Genomic DNA, 15,373 nt, shown 5'->3' with positions numbered 1-15,373 from the left:
GCGGTGCTCGAGGCCCACGCGGAGGCCCGCGCCGCAGCAACATCCGCGTGCGCCTCGAGCACGTGCGCGCGCACCGCGGCCACCCCCTCAACGAGGCCGCCCACACCTTCGCCTTCGGCGGCGCCTCTTGAGCGGTGTGCATAAATGGCAGTATTTGGGGCTTCAAGGCGTGGTGCGCCTTGAAGCCCCAAATACTGCCATTACTGCACAACTGACTTATCCACAGATTTGCCTGACCCCGACTCTTGCGGCGAAAACCCTGGTGCAGTTGAAGCATGGGGGAACTTGAAGCAGTTATTCATGCCTCGAACGGAGTCGTGAGCAGCAGACAGCTGTACGGCATAGGACTGTCGCGTGCGGATGTGGCGCGCCTCGTCCGTCGAGGTCGGCTCGTCTCACTCCGACGCAAGTGGTTTGCGGCGCCTTCCGCGGATGAGCGTGTGGTGCAGGCCATCCGCTTTGGTGGAGTCCTGAGCTGCGTGAGTGTCCTCGAGCAGTTTGGGGTCTGGCGTCCGCCCGGGGTCGGTGGACTGCACGTGCGATTCACGCGACGCGAGAAGGTGAGTGGCGGGGTGCAGTCGCACATCCTCCCTCGCGAAATCGGTGAGCCCCTCGTACGGGCGAGTGATTCCGGGCTGAAGTCAGTGCTCTGCGCCCTGAGCTGTCTCCCCGCTGACGACGCCGTTGCGGTGCTCGACTCCGCTCGCCAACGCAGACTCGTGCTCGACGACGATCTCCACGAGCTGCGGCGTTGGACAAGTTCAGCGGGGCGACGTGTCATCGTCCGCAGCGACGGCCTTGCCGAGTCTGGGGTTGAGACAGTCATGCGTCTCTTGTTGACGCGTCTCCGTGTGCAATTCCAGGCCCAGGTCGTGATTGCGGGCGTCGGGAGAGTGGATTTTCTCTTGGGCGATCGCCTGATCATCGAGGTGGACGGCGAGGCCTATCACGCAGACTCAGTGCAGTTTCAGCGGGATCGTGAGCGAGACCGGATGCTGCACGCGCTCGGGTTCACGGTCCTGCGTTTCACCTATCGCGACGTCATGGGCGACCTCGATGCGGTGGAACAACTGCTCATTGGTAAGGTGCGCGCCGATGCGCACAAATGGACGCGCGCGAACTGCCTGTGGAGGCGTGCGGGGCGCGCGGATCCGGTGGTGCGGTGTGCATAAAAGGCAGTATTTGGGGCTTCAAGGCGTGGTGCGCCTCGAAGCCCCAAATACTGCCATTACTGCACAGGGTTAGTTGGCCTGGCGGGCAGGGGCGTCCTTGTTCTCGATGTTGAACATCCAGGTCATGCCGAACTTGTCGACGAGGGCGCCGTAAAGGTCGCCCCACCCCCGCTGCTCAAGCGGCATGACAACCTGGCCACCCTCAGCGAGCGCGTCGAACCACCCGCGGAAGAGATCCTCTTCTGGGCCCGTGAAGGCGAGCGAGATGTTGTTGCCGAAGATCGTGTCCGGACCCATGCCAGGCACCGAATCGGCAGCCATGGTGTGGACTTTCGCTCGGGGGAAGGCAAGAGTGAGCCGTGCTCATCCTGGCTCGGCTCGGCTGCATTGCAGCTGTCAATTTCGCCCGGCGACCCTCGGCCTCGGCGCGCGCCGCCTCTGGCCCACGGGCCGCGCGGCTGTTAGCATTCCGCGGGCGCCGGATCGGCCGACGCAGTTTTGGGAGGCCCCATGCTTCGGACCATGTTTACGTCGAAGATCCACCGCGCCACGGTGACGCAGGCAGATCTCCACTACGTCGGCTCGCTCACGGTCGACGAGGAGCTGCTGGATGCTGCGCGTCTGCTCCCGGGTGAGAAGGTGTCGATCGTCAACGTGAACAACGGCGCACGCTTTGAGACGTACCTCATTCCGGGGGAGCGCGGATCTGGCGTCATCGGCCTGAACGGTGCCGCGGCCCGGCTTGGGGCGGTCGGCGACCTCGTGATCATCATGGCGTACGGGCTCATGGATGACGAGGAAGCTCCCAACTTCTCCCCGGCGGTCGTCCACGTCGACGAGCACAACCGGATCCTGGAGATCGGCGCCGACCCGAGCGAGGGGCTCATCGAGGAGGTCGCCCGCCCGCCGCACGCGACGGTTCCACCGCAGTGGGCGGAGCCGGCCGAACAGGCCTAGACACCGAAGCCGTCAGCAGGGTCACCCAACTGCCCCAGCCACGGCGGCCCATCGCACCCGCTTGGTAGAATCTGTGCATCGGCGCCCGCCCAGCGCCCCCTGCCTCGCATCCACGATTGGACCTCCGATGATTCAGCACGCCCACGCGTCGTTGCCGACGGAGGAGACCGAGGCGACCGCCGCTGTCCCGCGACGCGCCTGGGCATCGATGCTGCTTCGCGCGGTACCCGCCATCATTGGCGCCGCCGTCATCACCTTCACGCCGAACCACTCGCCGAAGTTCGGCCTGCTCGTGTTCGGTGTGTGCGTGCTGCTGTCGGGCGTGCTCGTCGCCTTCGAAGCGGTCGGCATCCGACGTCATCCCACCCGCCTGCAGACCTTCGCGCGCGGCGTACTCTCAGCAATCGCTGGCGGCACGGCGCTCGTCCTCGGCGCCGTATTCGGCGACGAGGCGACGGCCGGCACCTTCATTGTGCTGGTGGCGGTGTGGGCGTTCGTGACGGGCGCGCTCGAGATCATGGCGGGCTGGCTTGCTCGCCGCCGCGGCGTGCTCGGCCGGGATGCGATGCTCACCGGCGCCCTTACGGTGCTGCTCGGCCTTATCGTGGCGATCGTGCCGCCGGATCTGCGTCAGGAGTACGGTGGCATCGAGCAGGTCCAGGGTGCGCTCACTGCGTCCACGCAGGCCGTTGGGTTTGTTGGCGCGTACTTTGCGCTGCTGGGCGTGCTGCTCATTGTTGAAGGTTTTTCGCTTCGTCTCGCGCAGCGTGATGCTGCTCGCATACTTGATGCCCCCAAGGAGGCTCGTTCGTGACCGATCGTCAGAAGGGTAAGGCGCTGCTCAAGCCCTTCCAGCTTCTCGGTATTGCTGGTGCGCTCGCGCTGTTCACCGGTTTCTTCGTGATCCTGTCGCTGCGGAACTTCGATCTCGCGCTCATCTTCAGCGGTGTCGTGTTCATCGTCGCGACGGTGGTGCTTGCGATGCTCGTGCTCTCGTACAAGCCGAATCCTGACGTCCCGGTCTACCTCGACCGTTTCGAGACGGAGGAAGGCGATGAGGAGCACCGACTCCGTGTTGACGCGGATGCTGCCCTCGGCGACAAGAACGCGGTTCGTGAGGAGCCGCACCGCGACGAGGCGTAATCGCGCACCGTCTGCTGCGTCGCCGCGAAGGCTCACGCGTCGAGAATAACCAAAACGGCTGTGGCCCCTCACCTCGAGGGGGCCACAGCCGTGTGTTTGCGGAGCGCCGAGCTAGCTGAGCTTCGAGACGAGCTCTGCCGAGTCGCCGGTGTAGGTGCCGGGAGTGAGCTCGAGCAGGCGGGCCTTCGCCTCGTCGCCGATCTCGAGACCCTGCACGAACTCGCGCAGCTCGTCGCGGCTGACGCGGTGGCCACGCGTGAGCTCCTTGAGCACTGCGTACGGGTCGCTGATCGTGGAGCGGCCCGCGACGATCTCGGCGCGGATGACGGTCTGAATGGCTTCGCCGAGCACTTCCCAGTTGTGGTCGAGGTCGGCGGCGAGCAGCTCGCGGTCGACGGCGATCTCGCCCAGGCCCTTCGTCACGTTGTCGAGGGCGAGGAAGGAGTGGCCGAAGCCGACGCCGATGTTGCGCTGGCTCGACGAGTCCGTGAGGTCGCGCTGCAGACGGCTGGTGACCAGCGTCGACGCGAGGGAGTCGAGGATCGCGCACGACAACTCGAGGTTCGACTCGGCGTTCTCGAAGCGGATCGGGTTGATCTTGTGCGGCATCGTTGACGAACCGGTCGCGCCCGCCTGCGGGATCTGGCGGAAGTAGCCGAGCGAAATGTACGTCCAGATGTCGGTGCAGGCGTTGTGCAGGATGCGGTTGAAGCGCGCGACATCCGCGTAGAGCTCTGCCTGCCAGTCGTGCGACTCGATCTGCGTCGTGAGCGGGTTCCAGGTGAGGCCGAGGCCGGAAATGAACTCGGCGGCGATGTCCTGCCAGTTCGTCTCGGGCGAGGCGACACGGTGGGCGGCGAAGTTGCCGGTGGCGCCCGCGAACTTGCCGAGGTACTCGGTCTGTTCGATGCGGCGCAGCTGGCGGCGGAGGCGGTGCGCGAACACGGCCATTTCCTTGCCGAGGGTGGTCGGCGTGGCCGGCTGACCGTGGGTGCGCGAGAGCATCGCGTCGTTGCGGAACTCTTCGGCGAGCTCTGCGAAGCGGTCGGTGAGGGCGCGTGCCTTCGGCAGCCACACCTTCGCAACAGCGTCCCGCACCGTGATCGCGTACGAGAGGTTGTTGATGTCCTCGCTCGTGCAGGCGAAGTGGGTGAGTTCGGCGATGTGCTCGAGGCCGCGCTCGGCGAGGCGGGCGCGAACGTAGTATTCGACGGCCTTCACGTCGTGGCGAGTGGTCGCCTCGATGCTGGCGAGCTCGTCGATGTCGGCCTGGCCGAAGTTCGTGACGATGTCACGCAGCGACTGCTGCTGCTCGGCGCTCAGCGGGGTCGAGCCGAAGAAGCTGCGGTTGGTGAGGAAGATGAGCCACTCCACCTCGACGTGCACACGGGCGCGGTTGAGGGCGGCTTCGGAGAGGTGCTCGCCGAGGGCCTCCATGGGGGCGCGGTAGCGGGTGTCGAGGGGACTCAGAAGCTGCGGAGGCAGAGGCATGAGGTTCCTTACTGGTGTGCCAGGTACGGGATGGGGGGCTAGTTGGCGTCGCCGGAGGTGTCGAGGGCGGCCTGGCGGACGACGGGTTCGAGCTGTGCGAGGAGGCCTTGGCAGGCGCTTTCGATGAGGTCGCGGACGTCGTCGAAGAGGTCGTCGTCGCCGTAGTAGGGGTCGGGGATTTCCTCGCCCGCGTCGGGGCTCGGGTGGAAGGACAGCAGCGGCGTGATGAGGGCGCGCTGCTCGTCGGTGTCAGCCCAGGCGCGGAGGGCGCGCTGCTGGCCGCGGTCGAAGGTGAGGATGAGGTCGTAGTCCTCGAATCGAGCGGGGTCGAATTGCTTGGCGCGGTGCTGTTCGCCGGAGTAGCCGATGCGCTTGAGTGCGGCGCGCGTGCGCGGGTCGGCCTTTTCGCCGACGTGCCATTCGCCGGTGCCTGCGGAATCGATGGAGATGAGCTCCGCGAGGCCTGCGGTGTTCGTGAGTTCGCGGAAGATCACCTCGGCCATTGGGGAGCGGCAGATATTGCCTGTGCAGACAAAGCACAGGCGGAAGGCCGGGGCTGGTGAGCGCGTCATCCCTGCCATTGTCTCGCATCTGGGTGGCGTGTGGTGTGGAGATCCCGATCTCGGGCGGAATCCCCGCGTTTGGTGGGCGTCGATCCAGATTTGGCCTGTGGATTGCGCATCCGCTCACAGAATTTCGGGGCGTGAGTGGCGGCTTGTTGCCGGATGATCTTCGCTGTGCGCGAGGAACGGAGCTGACCATGACCTTGACCACTGCCCTGGCGGCGGGCGCGACCGCCGATCCGATGGCTGCCGCACTGGCGCACGCGGCGAAGGAGCGAAAACTCGAGCAATTGCGCGTGCTCGCGACCGAGATTGAAGCTTGCATGGTGGACCTTGACGGCGTCCATCGTGAGATCATCGACACGACTGAGCCCGAGCTTGCATCGGCGTCGAGCGTGACCTGGGAGGGGCTCGCGGCGGAGGCGTATCGCCTCCAACTTGGTTTGGCGACGGATGCGATCGCGTTCACGAAGACGGATGTCGTGCAGAGTTACGCCTCACTGTCGGCTGCCCTCGACATCGTGAACGCCGAGATTGCGGAGCTTGCCCAATGAGCGCGCTCACGGTGGATGAGTGCTCGCTGCGTTCGGCGGCGACACAGCTGGGGGAGGCGGTTGACTCGATTGACCGCGCGAGTCGTCGCTGCTCGGGGGCGTGGGTGCCGGATCCGGGCATCTCGGCGTGCGGGGTGGAACTCGAGGATGCGCGCGCCCGCGTGGAGCGGGCCTCTGGTGACCTCGGCAAGGTGCATCTTGCGCTCTCGGGGCTCGAACTGCAGCTCCAGCTCGGGGCCGGAATGTACGAGGCGGCGGACGCTGTTGCGATGCAGGCCGTCAAGACCGTGCTTGGGAGCAGCGCGCTCCTGGTCGGGTGGGCGCCGCCGCTTGTGGGTGCTGGCCTCGTGGCGTTCGGTGCGCTCGTCGTGTGGGGCCCGACCGCCGTCCGAAACATCGTCGATGAGACGCTCGACTCGATAGCCGAAGGGCGCTTGCCGACGCTGGAGGAGCTGGCGCAGACCGCGAATCCGGTGGGGTCCCGCGCCTTCCCGGACTGGCTGCGCATCGGCGTTGAGTACCTCGATGAGGCGACGGTGGGTGTGCCGACACCGTTCAAGCCGCCGCACATCGTCTCGCCGGTGGCGACCGCGCTCGGCTCAGACCCGAAGCGGCCCGTGAGCGTCGAGCCCACGCGAGACCCGGTGACCTCCTACACGGGGGCCCAGCAGGGGAGTGCGGATGCGCGGAAGCCCATCACGACGCCGCCGAGCGGCTACGGGCAGCTCATGGACCGCATCCCGCCCTCCGAGAAGGAAGGCCCGCAGGTGCGGATCACGACGTACCAGGATGCCAACGGCAACACCTTCTATGAGGTGCTCGTGGCTGGCACCGCCGATCCGGGCTTCGGTGAAAGTGACGGGCCGAACGACAACCGGGGCAACGGCGCTGCCTTTGCCGGGCACGACACGGAGCTCATCCAGGCCACGGAGGCAGCGATGCGTGCGGCAGGCATCGAGGAGGGCGATCGGGTTGTCTTTGGCGGCTACTCTCAGGGCGGTCTCGTGGCGTCACACCTTGCGGCAAGCGGCGACTACAACTGCGACACGCTCGTGGTGGCGGGATCGCCGGTGGGCGACATCAACGTGAGCGGGGTCGAGAACGTCGTGGAGTTTGTGCATCCCGAGGACCCCATCCCGGCACTGGAAGGAATCCGTGACCTCGGCCAGGACTACTCGACGATCGTGTCGCGATCCGTGGAGGACGAACCCGGCGTTGCGGGAGATCCGCTCGGAGCCCACCATCAGCACCACTACGTCGAGACGGCGCAGATGGTGGACGACAGCAGCGCGGGCGAGCTCGAGGACATCCAGGAGAGCTTCGCCGCTGCCTATGAGGGAGCGACCGTCGTGGATTCCGAGTCGTATCGCGTGGAGCGGGCCGGTGGCTAGGGCGTGGGGCTCAGCGGCACCGCGCAGGTGTTGTGGGAATCATCAAAGGACTACGCATTCTCTTGGCGTTGTCGCACAACCGAATGGCGCAAATCCTCATTACACTCAGCCAGAGGCCGCGAGGTCGTGGGGCGAGGAGCGTCCTCACGCGCTGCGGCGGCGAGCTGAGGTTGCAGCCTCGGGTCACGACTCGAAAGGGAGCAATGGAGATCCACGCCACCTTCGCGCCTGACGGCGATGCCAAGACGGCCTGTGCTGCGGCATCCCCGGTGCAATTCCTCACTCCGGAGGGGCGCTGGCAGCCGAACGCCGCCGCGGAACCTTTCGCGGACGAGCTCACAGGACTCGACACCGAGTTCTGGCTCGGCGCGCTCCAGCACATGGTCGAGGTCCGCGCTTTCGACCGCGAAGCCACGATGCTGCAGCGACAAGGCGAACTCGGGCTCTTCGCGCAGTGCGAGGGGCAAGAAGCCGCGCAAATCGGCTCGGCGTTGGCCCTTCGCTCGCAGGATGAAGTCTTCCCCTCGTACCGCGAGCACGGGGTGTGCCACGTTCGCAGCGTCGACCTCGTCGACATCCTGCGCCTGTTCCGCGGTTACAGCCACGGCGGATGGGATCCGCGCGAGCACCGCGTCCGCAACTACACTCTCGTCATCGCCGCCCACGCACTCCACGCGGCCGGCTACGCGATGGGTCAGCGCTTCGACGGCTCAGTCGGCAGCGGCGACCGCGAGCGCGACGAAGCCACGATGCTCTACTTCGGTGATGGCTCCACCAGCCAGGGCGAAGCGAACGAAGCACTCGTGTTCGCTGCGAGCTACCAGGCGCCGCTTGTCTTCTTCCTGCAAAACAACGGCTGGGCGATCTCGGTTCCCGTCGAGCGACAGTCGCGCACCCCGCTCGCCGACCGCGCTCGCGGGTTCGGGATGCCCGCCGACCGCATTGACGGCAATGACGTCTTCGCGAGCTACGCCGTCTCGCGCCGACGCCTCGACGAGGCCCGCGCAGGCATGGGCCCCGCCTACATTGAGGCCGTGACGTACCGGATGGGCGCCCACACGACGAGCGACGACCCGACGAAGTACCGGCAAGCCGACGAGGTCGAACGGTGGCGGCAGCGCGATCCAATCTCGCGACTTCGCGCATGGCTCACGAGCGAAGGCGTGGATGCTGCGGAGCTTGCTCGCATCGAGGAACGCGCGAAGGACCTCGCCGCCGACATCCGCCGCCGCTGCCGCGAACTCGAGCCGCCCGTGCTCGACGAGATGTTCACGCACGTGTACGCAGAGCAGCATCCCGTCATCGAGGAGCAGCGGGCCTGGCTTGAGCGCTACGAAGCCTCCTTTGATGCGGATCCAGATGCGGGCGGGCACCTCGCCGAGCCGAGTGCCGACGGCGTGAGCAAGGAGGCGCAGGCATGAGCCGCGAACAGCTCCCCATGGCGAAGGCCCTCAACCGTGCCCTTGCCGACGCCATGCGCGACGACGCGAAGGTCACGCTCATGGGCGAAGACGTGGGCGAACTCGGCGGCGTCTTCCGCGTCACCGAAGGCCTCAAGCGCGAATTCGGCGAGAGCCGCGTGCTCGACACCCCGCTCGCCGAAGCAGGCATCATCGGCACTGCCATCGGCCTGGCCATGCGTGGATTCCGACCTGTCTGCGAAATCCAATTCGACGGCTTCATCTTCCCCGCCTTCAACCAGATCACGACCCAGCTCGCGAAGCTCCACAACCGCACTGCTGGAGCCGTGAAGCTCCCCATCGTCATCCGCGTGCCCTACGGCGGGCACATCGGCGCGGTCGAACACCACCAAGAAAGCCCCGAAGCCTACTTCGCGCACACGCCCGGCCTTCGCCTCGTCTCGCCCTCGACCCCGAACGACGCGTATTGGATGCTGCGTCAGGCGATCACCTCGGACGACCCGATCCTTTTCCTCGAGCCGAAGAGCCGCTACTGGCACAAGGGCGAGGTGCAGGATGCCGCCCCGAGCGAACCGCTTCACGCATCCCGCCGTGCCCGTGAAGGTAGCGACGTCACCCTCGTCGGTCACGGCGCCATGGTGACGACGCTCCTCCAGGCTGCGGAATTGGCGCGGGAAGAAGGCGTGAGCGCCGAAGTCATCGACCTCCGATCGCTCTCGCCCCTCGATCTCGAGCCCGTGCTTGATTCGGTGCGGAAGACCGGCCGCGTCGTCATTGCCCAAGAAGCAAGCGGATCCTTCAGCGTGGGCTCTGAGCTTGTCGCCATGATCACCGAGCGCGCCTTCTACTCGCTCGAAGCGCCGCCGCTGCGCGTCTCCGGATTCGACGTGCCGTTCCCGCCGGCCGCCCTCGAATCCGCCTTCCTGCCCGATGTCGACCGTGTGCTCGAAGCCGTCGACCGCACCCTCGAATACTGATCGGAGAGCCATGAGCGTCCACGAGTTTGCGCTGCCCGACGTCGGTGAGGGCCTCACCGAAGCTGCCATCGTGCAGTGGCACGTCGCCGTCGGCGACACGGTCGAACACAACCAGACCCTCGTCGAAATCGAAACGGCAAAGTCGCTCGTCGAGCTGCCGAGCCCTGTCGCGGGTACCGTGCGAGAGCTTCGCGTGAGTGAGGGCGAGACGGTCGATGTCGGCACCGTCATCCTTGTCATGAGTGTGAATGCCGATGCTCAGGCGGGGGAGGGGGCACCCGTCCCGGTCGCCTGCGACGCGGCGTGCGACGGCAGTGCGTCCGACACCGAGACGTCCGGTGCCACGGACTCGGAACCGGTCACATCCGAAGCGGCCGTGTCGGCCGCAGCCCCGGCCCCCGCGCCGGAGCCTGCGAGTGACGAGGGCTCCGGCTCCGTCCTCGTTGGATACGGCACGCAAGCCGCACCCCGTTCCCGGCGTCGCGCGCGCAGCAGCGGTCGCTCGCCGGGCGGGCTCGGCGGGAATGCGCAGGGGCTCGGCTCGCAGGCGGCCAAGCGGAACGCACTCAATGCGCCGGCCGATCAGCTCAGCGCCTCCCGGCAGCGTCGAAACCTCGCCCCTGGCAACCTCGGCCGCCTGACCCCCGCAGCCAAAGCCTTCCCGATCATTGCGAAGCCACCCATCCGAAAGCTCGCCCGCGACCTCGGCGTCGACCTCTCGGACGTGGAGGCGACCGGCCTCGCCGGTGAAACGACGCGCGACGATGTCCTCCGTCACGCGAAGCAGGCAAGTGTCTTCAAGAACCTCGAAACCCCTGCGCCCGAACCGGAGGCCGCGCGTGAAGAGGTCATCCCGGTGCGGGGCGTCCGCAAGGCCATCGCGAACGCCATGGTGTCGTCCATGTTCACCGCGCCACACGTGACGCTTTTCGTGGACGTGGACGCGACCCGCACGATGGAGTTCGTGAAGCGCCTCAAGGAGTCGCCCGACTTCGCGGGCGTGAAGGTGTCACCGCTCCTCATCGTCGCGAAGGCCGTCATGTGGGCCCTCCGCCGAAACCCCACCGTGAACGCATCCTGGAGCGACGAGGCCTACACGCTCAAGCGCTACGTCAACCTCGGCATTGCCGCAGCCACCCCGCGCGGGCTCCTCGTCCCAAACATCAAGGACGCCCACGAGATGGGGCTCAAGGAGCTTGCGGAAGCGATCGCCGAACTCACCCTCCGCGCCCGCGACGGCAAGACTCAGCCTGCCGAACAGCAGGGCGGCACGTTCACGATCACCAACATCGGCGTTTTCGGGATGGACTCCGGCACACCCATCCTGAACCCCGGCGAAGTCGGCATCCTCGCCCTCGGCACCATCAAGGACAAGCCGTGGGTCGTCGACGGCGAACTCCGCGTGCGGAAGGTCACGACCCTTACCGCGAGCTTCGACCACCGACTCGTCGACGGGGATGTCGCGAGCCGATTCCTCGCCGACGTGGCGCAAATCGTCGAAGAGCCCGCCATGCTGCTCGACTAGTCACGGCATTGAGCTCGGCTCGTGCATCGGCAGCGTGGATGAGAGGCCCCTGGTCCGGGCCCCTTATTCACACGATGTATGAATATCGTTTGCAATAGGGTGCTACCCTTTCCTGCATCCCCTTGACGTCGCCGAGTCCTGTCGGCAGCTCGACGGCGAAACGTACGTGCCGAGCTTTGAAGGACCATTCACGAATGCGCACGAGTTTTCGCATCGCTGCAGCCGCTGGCGCGGCAGCCCTCGCCAGCCTCTCGCTGAGCGCCTGCCAGCAGGCCACCCCGCAGGCGGGCACCGTCAACCTTGAAGACGGTCTCCAGATCGTCACGACGACCACGCAGGTCACCGACTTCGCGAAGGCTGTCACCGCTGGGCTTGACGCGGCAGGCACGCAGGTCGAGATCACGCCGCTCTTGAGCGCCGGCGAAAGCGCGCACTCCTTCGAGCCGACCGCTGCCGACCTCACTGCCCTCGCGAAGGCCGACGTCGTCATCGAATCGGGCATGCAACTCGAAAGCTGGCTCGACGACGCCATCACCTCGTCCGGCTTTGCGGGCCAGCGCATCGACTCCTCGGAGGGTTTTGACCCCGAATCGATGCACGAGGGCCACGACCACGCCGCCGAAGGTGAGGCCACCGCGAGCGAAACGGCCGCAGCCGACGAGCACGCCCACGAGAGCGAAGACGCACACGCCCACGAGGACGAAGCTGGCCACAACCACGCTCACGAGGGCGAGGCGGCCGCATCCGAAGCCCCCGCTGACGCCCACGACCACGCTGCTGAAGGCGACGCGCACGCGCACGAAGGTGAAGCCGCTGCATCCGAGGCTCCCGCTGATGGTCACGACCACGCCGCCGAAGAAGGCCACGACCACGACGGACACCACCACCACGACGGCCCGAACCCGCACCTCTGGGCAGCCCCGAAGGGTGCCGAGACCATGGTGACGAACATCACCGAAGGCCTCGCCGCCGTCGACACCAAGGACGCCGAGGCCATTCGCGCCAACGGTCAGGGCTACCTCGGCAAGCTCGAGCAGCTCACGACGTGGATCCAGGAGAACGTCGACAAGGTCCCCGAGGCTGAGCGCACGCTCGTCACGAGCCACGACGCGATGGACTACTTCAACCAGCAGTTCCACATCACCCACATCGGCTCGATCATCCCGAGCTGGGACGACGCGGCCGAGCCGAGCGCCCAGCAGATCGACGAGCTCGTCAAGAACATCAAGGACAACAACGTCAAGGCGATCTTCACCGAGACGCAGTTGCCTGCCGACACCGCCAACACGATCGCGCAGGAGACCGGCGCCAAGGTCTTCTCCGGCAAAGACGCCCTCTACACCGACGCACTCGGTGACGAAGGCACCCCCGAAGGCACCTACCTCGGCGCGCAGATCCACAACACCACGAAGCTCATGGAGAGCTGGGGTCAGACCGCCAGTGAAGCACCCGCAGAGCTTCGCTCCTAGGCACACCGCCTAAGCTCCCAGAGACACGTGACGTCCCCGGCGCCGAGTGCGTCGGGGACGTGCGTGTTCTTGACCCCATCCCAGAGCCTGCAAAGGACCCCAATGACCACCGCCGACGAAGCCGCACCCACCACGGGGCTCATCGAACTCGGCGCAGCCCCCGTTCACCTCAGCGCCGAGCGCGCAAGTTTCGCCTACGACAGCCGAAACATCGCTCTCGCCGAAGTGAACCTCGAACTGCACGAGGGTGAAGCGCTCGCCCTCATCGGCCCGAACGGCGCTGGCAAGTCCACCTTCCTGAAGGGCGTGCTCGGGCTCATCCCCACCGTCTCCGGCAACCTCAGCGTGCTCGGCCAACCGCCCCGCAAGGCGAGCCGCCGCATCGGCTACATGCCGCAGAGCGACGACATCGACCCTGAGTTCCCCGTGACGCTTCGCCAAGTGGTCATGATGGGCCGCTACCGGAGTCTCGGCCCGCTCCGCTGGCCGGGATCCAGCGACCGCCGCGCCGTGAACGAAGCCCTCGAACGAGTCGGTCTCGCCGAACAAGCTGGCAAACACTTCGGGTCCCTCTCGGGCGGCCAGCAGCAGCGCGGCATGCTCGCCCGCGCGATCGTCTCCGAACCGTCCATGCTGCTGCTCGACGAACCCTTCAACGGCCTCGACCGCAGCAATCGCGAGGCGCTCCTCGAGCTCCTCGGCGAACTTCGCGCATCCGGGACCTCGATCATCGTCTCGACGCACGACTTCGAAATCGCCACGGCCGCCTGCACGCACGTCCTCCTGCTCAACCGATGCCAGATCGAGTTCGGCACCGTTGACAGCGTCCTCACGAGCGAAGCGCTCGCCGAAACCTTCGACCACGCCACCGCCGACGACGAAGCACACGGCCACTACAACACCGGCCACGGCCACTACCACGAGACCGGATTCCGCGGCACCGAGCTCGAGGGCGGTGCACGCGGCGAATGATGTTCACCGCACAACTCGTGCCGCCGTTCATGGTGAACGCGTACCTCGTGCTCGCGATCATCGCCTTCGCGGGCGGTATCGTGGGCGTCCAGCTGAACCTTCGCGGACGCGAATTCCTCGGCGACGGCCTCGTGCACGCCATCTTCCCGGGCGTCGTCATCGGCTTCGTGATAGCCGGGTCCGACGGCACCTACCTCGGCGCGGGCATCGCCGCCATCATCGCGACACTGCTGCTCGGGGCGGCAGCACGACGTGGGCTCGGGGATGACGCGGCGACGGCGGTCGTGCTCTCGGCATCCTTCTCACTCGGTGTCATCATCGTCTCCACCACGAGGCAGTACACGGGCGGGCTCGAGCACCTGCTCTTCGGGCAGCTCCTCATCGTCGACCAGCACGACCTCTGGATCGTGACGGGTCTCGGCGCCGTCGCCGGGCTGCTGGTTGCGCTCACCTGGCGCGGCCAGCTCTACCTCTCGTTCGACCGAGCCGGTGCCCGCGCGACGGGACTCTCCGTGCAGCTCCTCGAACTCGCGCTGAACTTCGCCATCGCGCTCGTCATCGTGGCTGGTGCCCGCGCGATCGGCAACCTCCTCATCCTCGCCGTGCTCATCATCCCGCCAGCCGTAGGTCGCCTCCTCACCAGGCGCATCTGGCTCATGACGCTCATCACGATGCTCGCCGCGCTCGTGCCGAGCATGGTTGGGCTCTGGAGCGCCTACACGCTGTCCGTGCACGAGAACGTCAACGTCTCGCCGACCGGGGTCGTCGCCCTCGCGCTCACCGCGGTCTACCTCGTCGCTGCGGCGTATCGGAGCCTCGCGGATCGCCTGGATGGACGTCGTCGCCGTCAGCGCCGGGCACCGGTGCGCGTCGAGCGCCAACGTGAACAGCGGGCGGAGGTGGACGCATGATCGAAGCGCTCGGGCTCGACTACTTCGGGGCCGCCGTCCTCGCCGGCGTCATCGTCGGCGCCCTCTGCGGACTCGTCGGCGTACTCGTCCTCCTACGCCGCCGCGCGTTCTACACGGTCGCGCTCACGCACGCGACCTTTCCCGGTGGCGTCGCGGCAGCGGTCCTCGGTGTGAACATCTCGATCGGCGCGGGCGTCTTTGGCCTTGTCCTTGTTGGGCTCATGACGTGGCTGACGAGCATCCGCCGACAGGGCGAACAGGTCGCTGCGGGTGTCGTGCTGAGCTTCGGCTACGCGCTCGGGCAGGTGCTCCTCTCCCTCAACACGAACCTGCCGGTCAAGGTCGATACCTTCCTTGCCGGGTCGATCCTCGCCATCCCGCGCGAAAACCTCCTCGCGCTCGCGGTGCTGCTGGCGGCGGTCGGTGTTTGCTACGCCGCGTTCGGTAAGGAGCTGCTCTTCTCGAGCTTCGATCGGCGCGGATTCCGAGCCGCCGGATACTCAGAAGAACTCGTGGACCTCCTCGCGCTCGGACTTATCACCCTCACGGTCGTGCTCGCCATGCCCGCGATCGGCTCCATCCTCGCGATCGCGATGATTGCTGCTCCGGCGGCCGCCGCGCGAAAGCTCGTGAAGCGGGTGGGGTGGATGCTCATCCTCGCCGTCGTGTTCGGCGTGCTCGCTGCCGTTGCCGGGCTTGTCGTCTCACGCGAATGGGGCGTTGCAGCCGGTGGCGCCATGGCGCTCGCGGCGGCCCTCATCTACGTCCTGGCGAGCGGTGTGGATGCGGCGCGACGGCTCGTTCACACGCGGTGAGGTGCGGCTGCG

General features: G+C 66.8%; 16 protein-coding genes. 13 read left to right on the top strand and 3 right to left on the bottom strand.

All coding sequences use genetic code 11. The features are described from left to right. Positions 1-317 precede the first annotated feature (317 nt). Entirely contained in the window at positions 318-1,172 is an 855-nt protein-coding gene (locus ZAL01S_RS10525; protein ID WP_206394044.1) for an endonuclease domain-containing protein, read from the top strand. Positions 1,173-1,241: 69 nt separating this feature from the next. On the opposite strand, the gene ZAL01S_RS09045 is transcribed toward ZAL01S_RS10525, so the two are convergent. Then, positions 1,242-1,493 (bottom strand): VOC family protein, encoded by a 252-nt coding sequence (locus ZAL01S_RS09045; RefSeq protein ID WP_066082420.1) that lies wholly within the window; start codon positions 1,491-1,493, stop codon positions 1,242-1,244. Between the two features lie 189 nt (positions 1,494-1,682). Here ZAL01S_RS09045 and panD point away from each other — a divergent pair, with 189 nt between their 5' ends. The 3 genes from panD to ZAL01S_RS10145 all read left to right on the top strand — a co-directional run bounded on the left by panD (position 1,683) and on the right by ZAL01S_RS10145 (position 3,272). After that, complete coding sequence (gene panD, locus ZAL01S_RS09040; RefSeq protein WP_066082419.1) at positions 1,683-2,129, top strand: aspartate 1-decarboxylase; 447 nt, start codon at positions 1,683-1,685, stop codon at positions 2,127-2,129. A 127-nt stretch (positions 2,130-2,256) separates the two neighbouring features. Continuing rightward, complete coding sequence (locus tag ZAL01S_RS09035; RefSeq protein ID WP_066082416.1) at positions 2,257-2,943, top strand: HdeD family acid-resistance protein; 687 nt, start codon at positions 2,257-2,259, stop codon at positions 2,941-2,943. Next, entirely contained in the window at positions 2,940-3,272 is a 333-nt protein-coding gene (locus ZAL01S_RS10145) for a hypothetical protein (protein WP_066082414.1), read from the top strand. Before ZAL01S_RS09035 ends, ZAL01S_RS10145 begins: the two co-directional genes overlap by 4 nt. A gap of 111 nt (positions 3,273-3,383) precedes the next feature. Here ZAL01S_RS10145 and purB read toward each other — a convergent pair whose 3' ends face one another. Next, positions 3,384-4,763, bottom strand: coding sequence for an adenylosuccinate lyase (purB, locus tag ZAL01S_RS09025; protein ID WP_066082412.1), 1,380 nt, complete (start codon positions 4,761-4,763; stop codon positions 3,384-3,386). Between the two features lie 38 nt (positions 4,764-4,801). Further along, a complete protein-coding gene (locus ZAL01S_RS09020; protein WP_066082410.1) occupies positions 4,802-5,335 on the bottom strand; it encodes a low molecular weight protein-tyrosine-phosphatase in 534 nt (177 codons plus the stop codon). 188 nt (positions 5,336-5,523) lie between these two features. Between ZAL01S_RS09020 and ZAL01S_RS09015 the strand changes: the two genes are divergently transcribed. From ZAL01S_RS09015 to ZAL01S_RS08975, 9 genes are all read left to right on the top strand, one after another. After that, complete coding sequence (locus ZAL01S_RS09015; RefSeq protein ID WP_066082408.1) at positions 5,524-5,880, top strand: hypothetical protein; 357 nt, start codon at positions 5,524-5,526, stop codon at positions 5,878-5,880. Further along, positions 5,877-7,271, top strand: a complete 1,395-nt coding sequence (locus tag ZAL01S_RS09010) for an alpha/beta fold hydrolase (protein WP_066082406.1) — start codon at positions 5,877-5,879, stop codon at positions 7,269-7,271. The genes ZAL01S_RS09015 and ZAL01S_RS09010 overlap by 4 nt, the downstream gene beginning before the upstream one ends. Positions 7,272-7,474: 203 nt before the next feature. Then, positions 7,475-8,692 (top strand): thiamine pyrophosphate-dependent dehydrogenase E1 component subunit alpha, encoded by a 1,218-nt coding sequence (locus ZAL01S_RS09005; RefSeq protein WP_083523228.1) that lies wholly within the window; start codon positions 7,475-7,477, stop codon positions 8,690-8,692. Beyond that, positions 8,689-9,669 (top strand): alpha-ketoacid dehydrogenase subunit beta, encoded by a 981-nt coding sequence (locus ZAL01S_RS09000; protein ID WP_066082405.1) that lies wholly within the window; start codon positions 8,689-8,691, stop codon positions 9,667-9,669. The genes ZAL01S_RS09005 and ZAL01S_RS09000 overlap by 4 nt, the downstream gene beginning before the upstream one ends. Positions 9,670-9,679: 10 nt before the next feature. Beyond that, positions 9,680-11,194, top strand: a complete 1,515-nt coding sequence (locus ZAL01S_RS08995; protein ID WP_066082402.1) for a dihydrolipoamide acetyltransferase family protein — start codon at positions 9,680-9,682, stop codon at positions 11,192-11,194. A gap of 194 nt (positions 11,195-11,388) precedes the next feature. Continuing rightward, positions 11,389-12,663: a metal ABC transporter substrate-binding protein gene (locus ZAL01S_RS08990; protein WP_066082399.1), complete on the top strand. Its 1,275-nt coding sequence runs from the start codon at positions 11,389-11,391 to the stop codon at positions 12,661-12,663. A 102-nt stretch (positions 12,664-12,765) separates the two neighbouring features. Continuing rightward, positions 12,766-13,635 (top strand): metal ABC transporter ATP-binding protein, encoded by an 870-nt coding sequence (locus ZAL01S_RS08985; RefSeq protein WP_083523227.1) that lies wholly within the window; start codon positions 12,766-12,768, stop codon positions 13,633-13,635. Next, positions 13,632-14,546 carry a metal ABC transporter permease gene (locus ZAL01S_RS08980; protein WP_066082397.1) on the top strand — a complete coding sequence of 305 codons (915 nt, stop codon included), beginning with the start codon at positions 13,632-13,634 and terminating at the stop codon, positions 14,544-14,546. Before ZAL01S_RS08985 ends, ZAL01S_RS08980 begins: the two co-directional genes overlap by 4 nt. Further along, entirely contained in the window at positions 14,543-15,361 is an 819-nt protein-coding gene (locus tag ZAL01S_RS08975; RefSeq protein WP_066082395.1) for a metal ABC transporter permease, read from the top strand. The genes ZAL01S_RS08980 and ZAL01S_RS08975 overlap by 4 nt, the downstream gene beginning before the upstream one ends. Positions 15,362-15,373 lie beyond the last annotated feature (12 nt).

It is taken from the genome of [Zimmermannella] alba NBRC 15616, assembly GCF_001570905.1.
GTDB classification, from domain to species: domain Bacteria; phylum Actinomycetota; class Actinomycetes; order Actinomycetales; family Microbacteriaceae; genus Pseudoclavibacter; species Pseudoclavibacter albus.
This window is presented reverse-complemented; position numbering and strand designations above follow the sequence as displayed.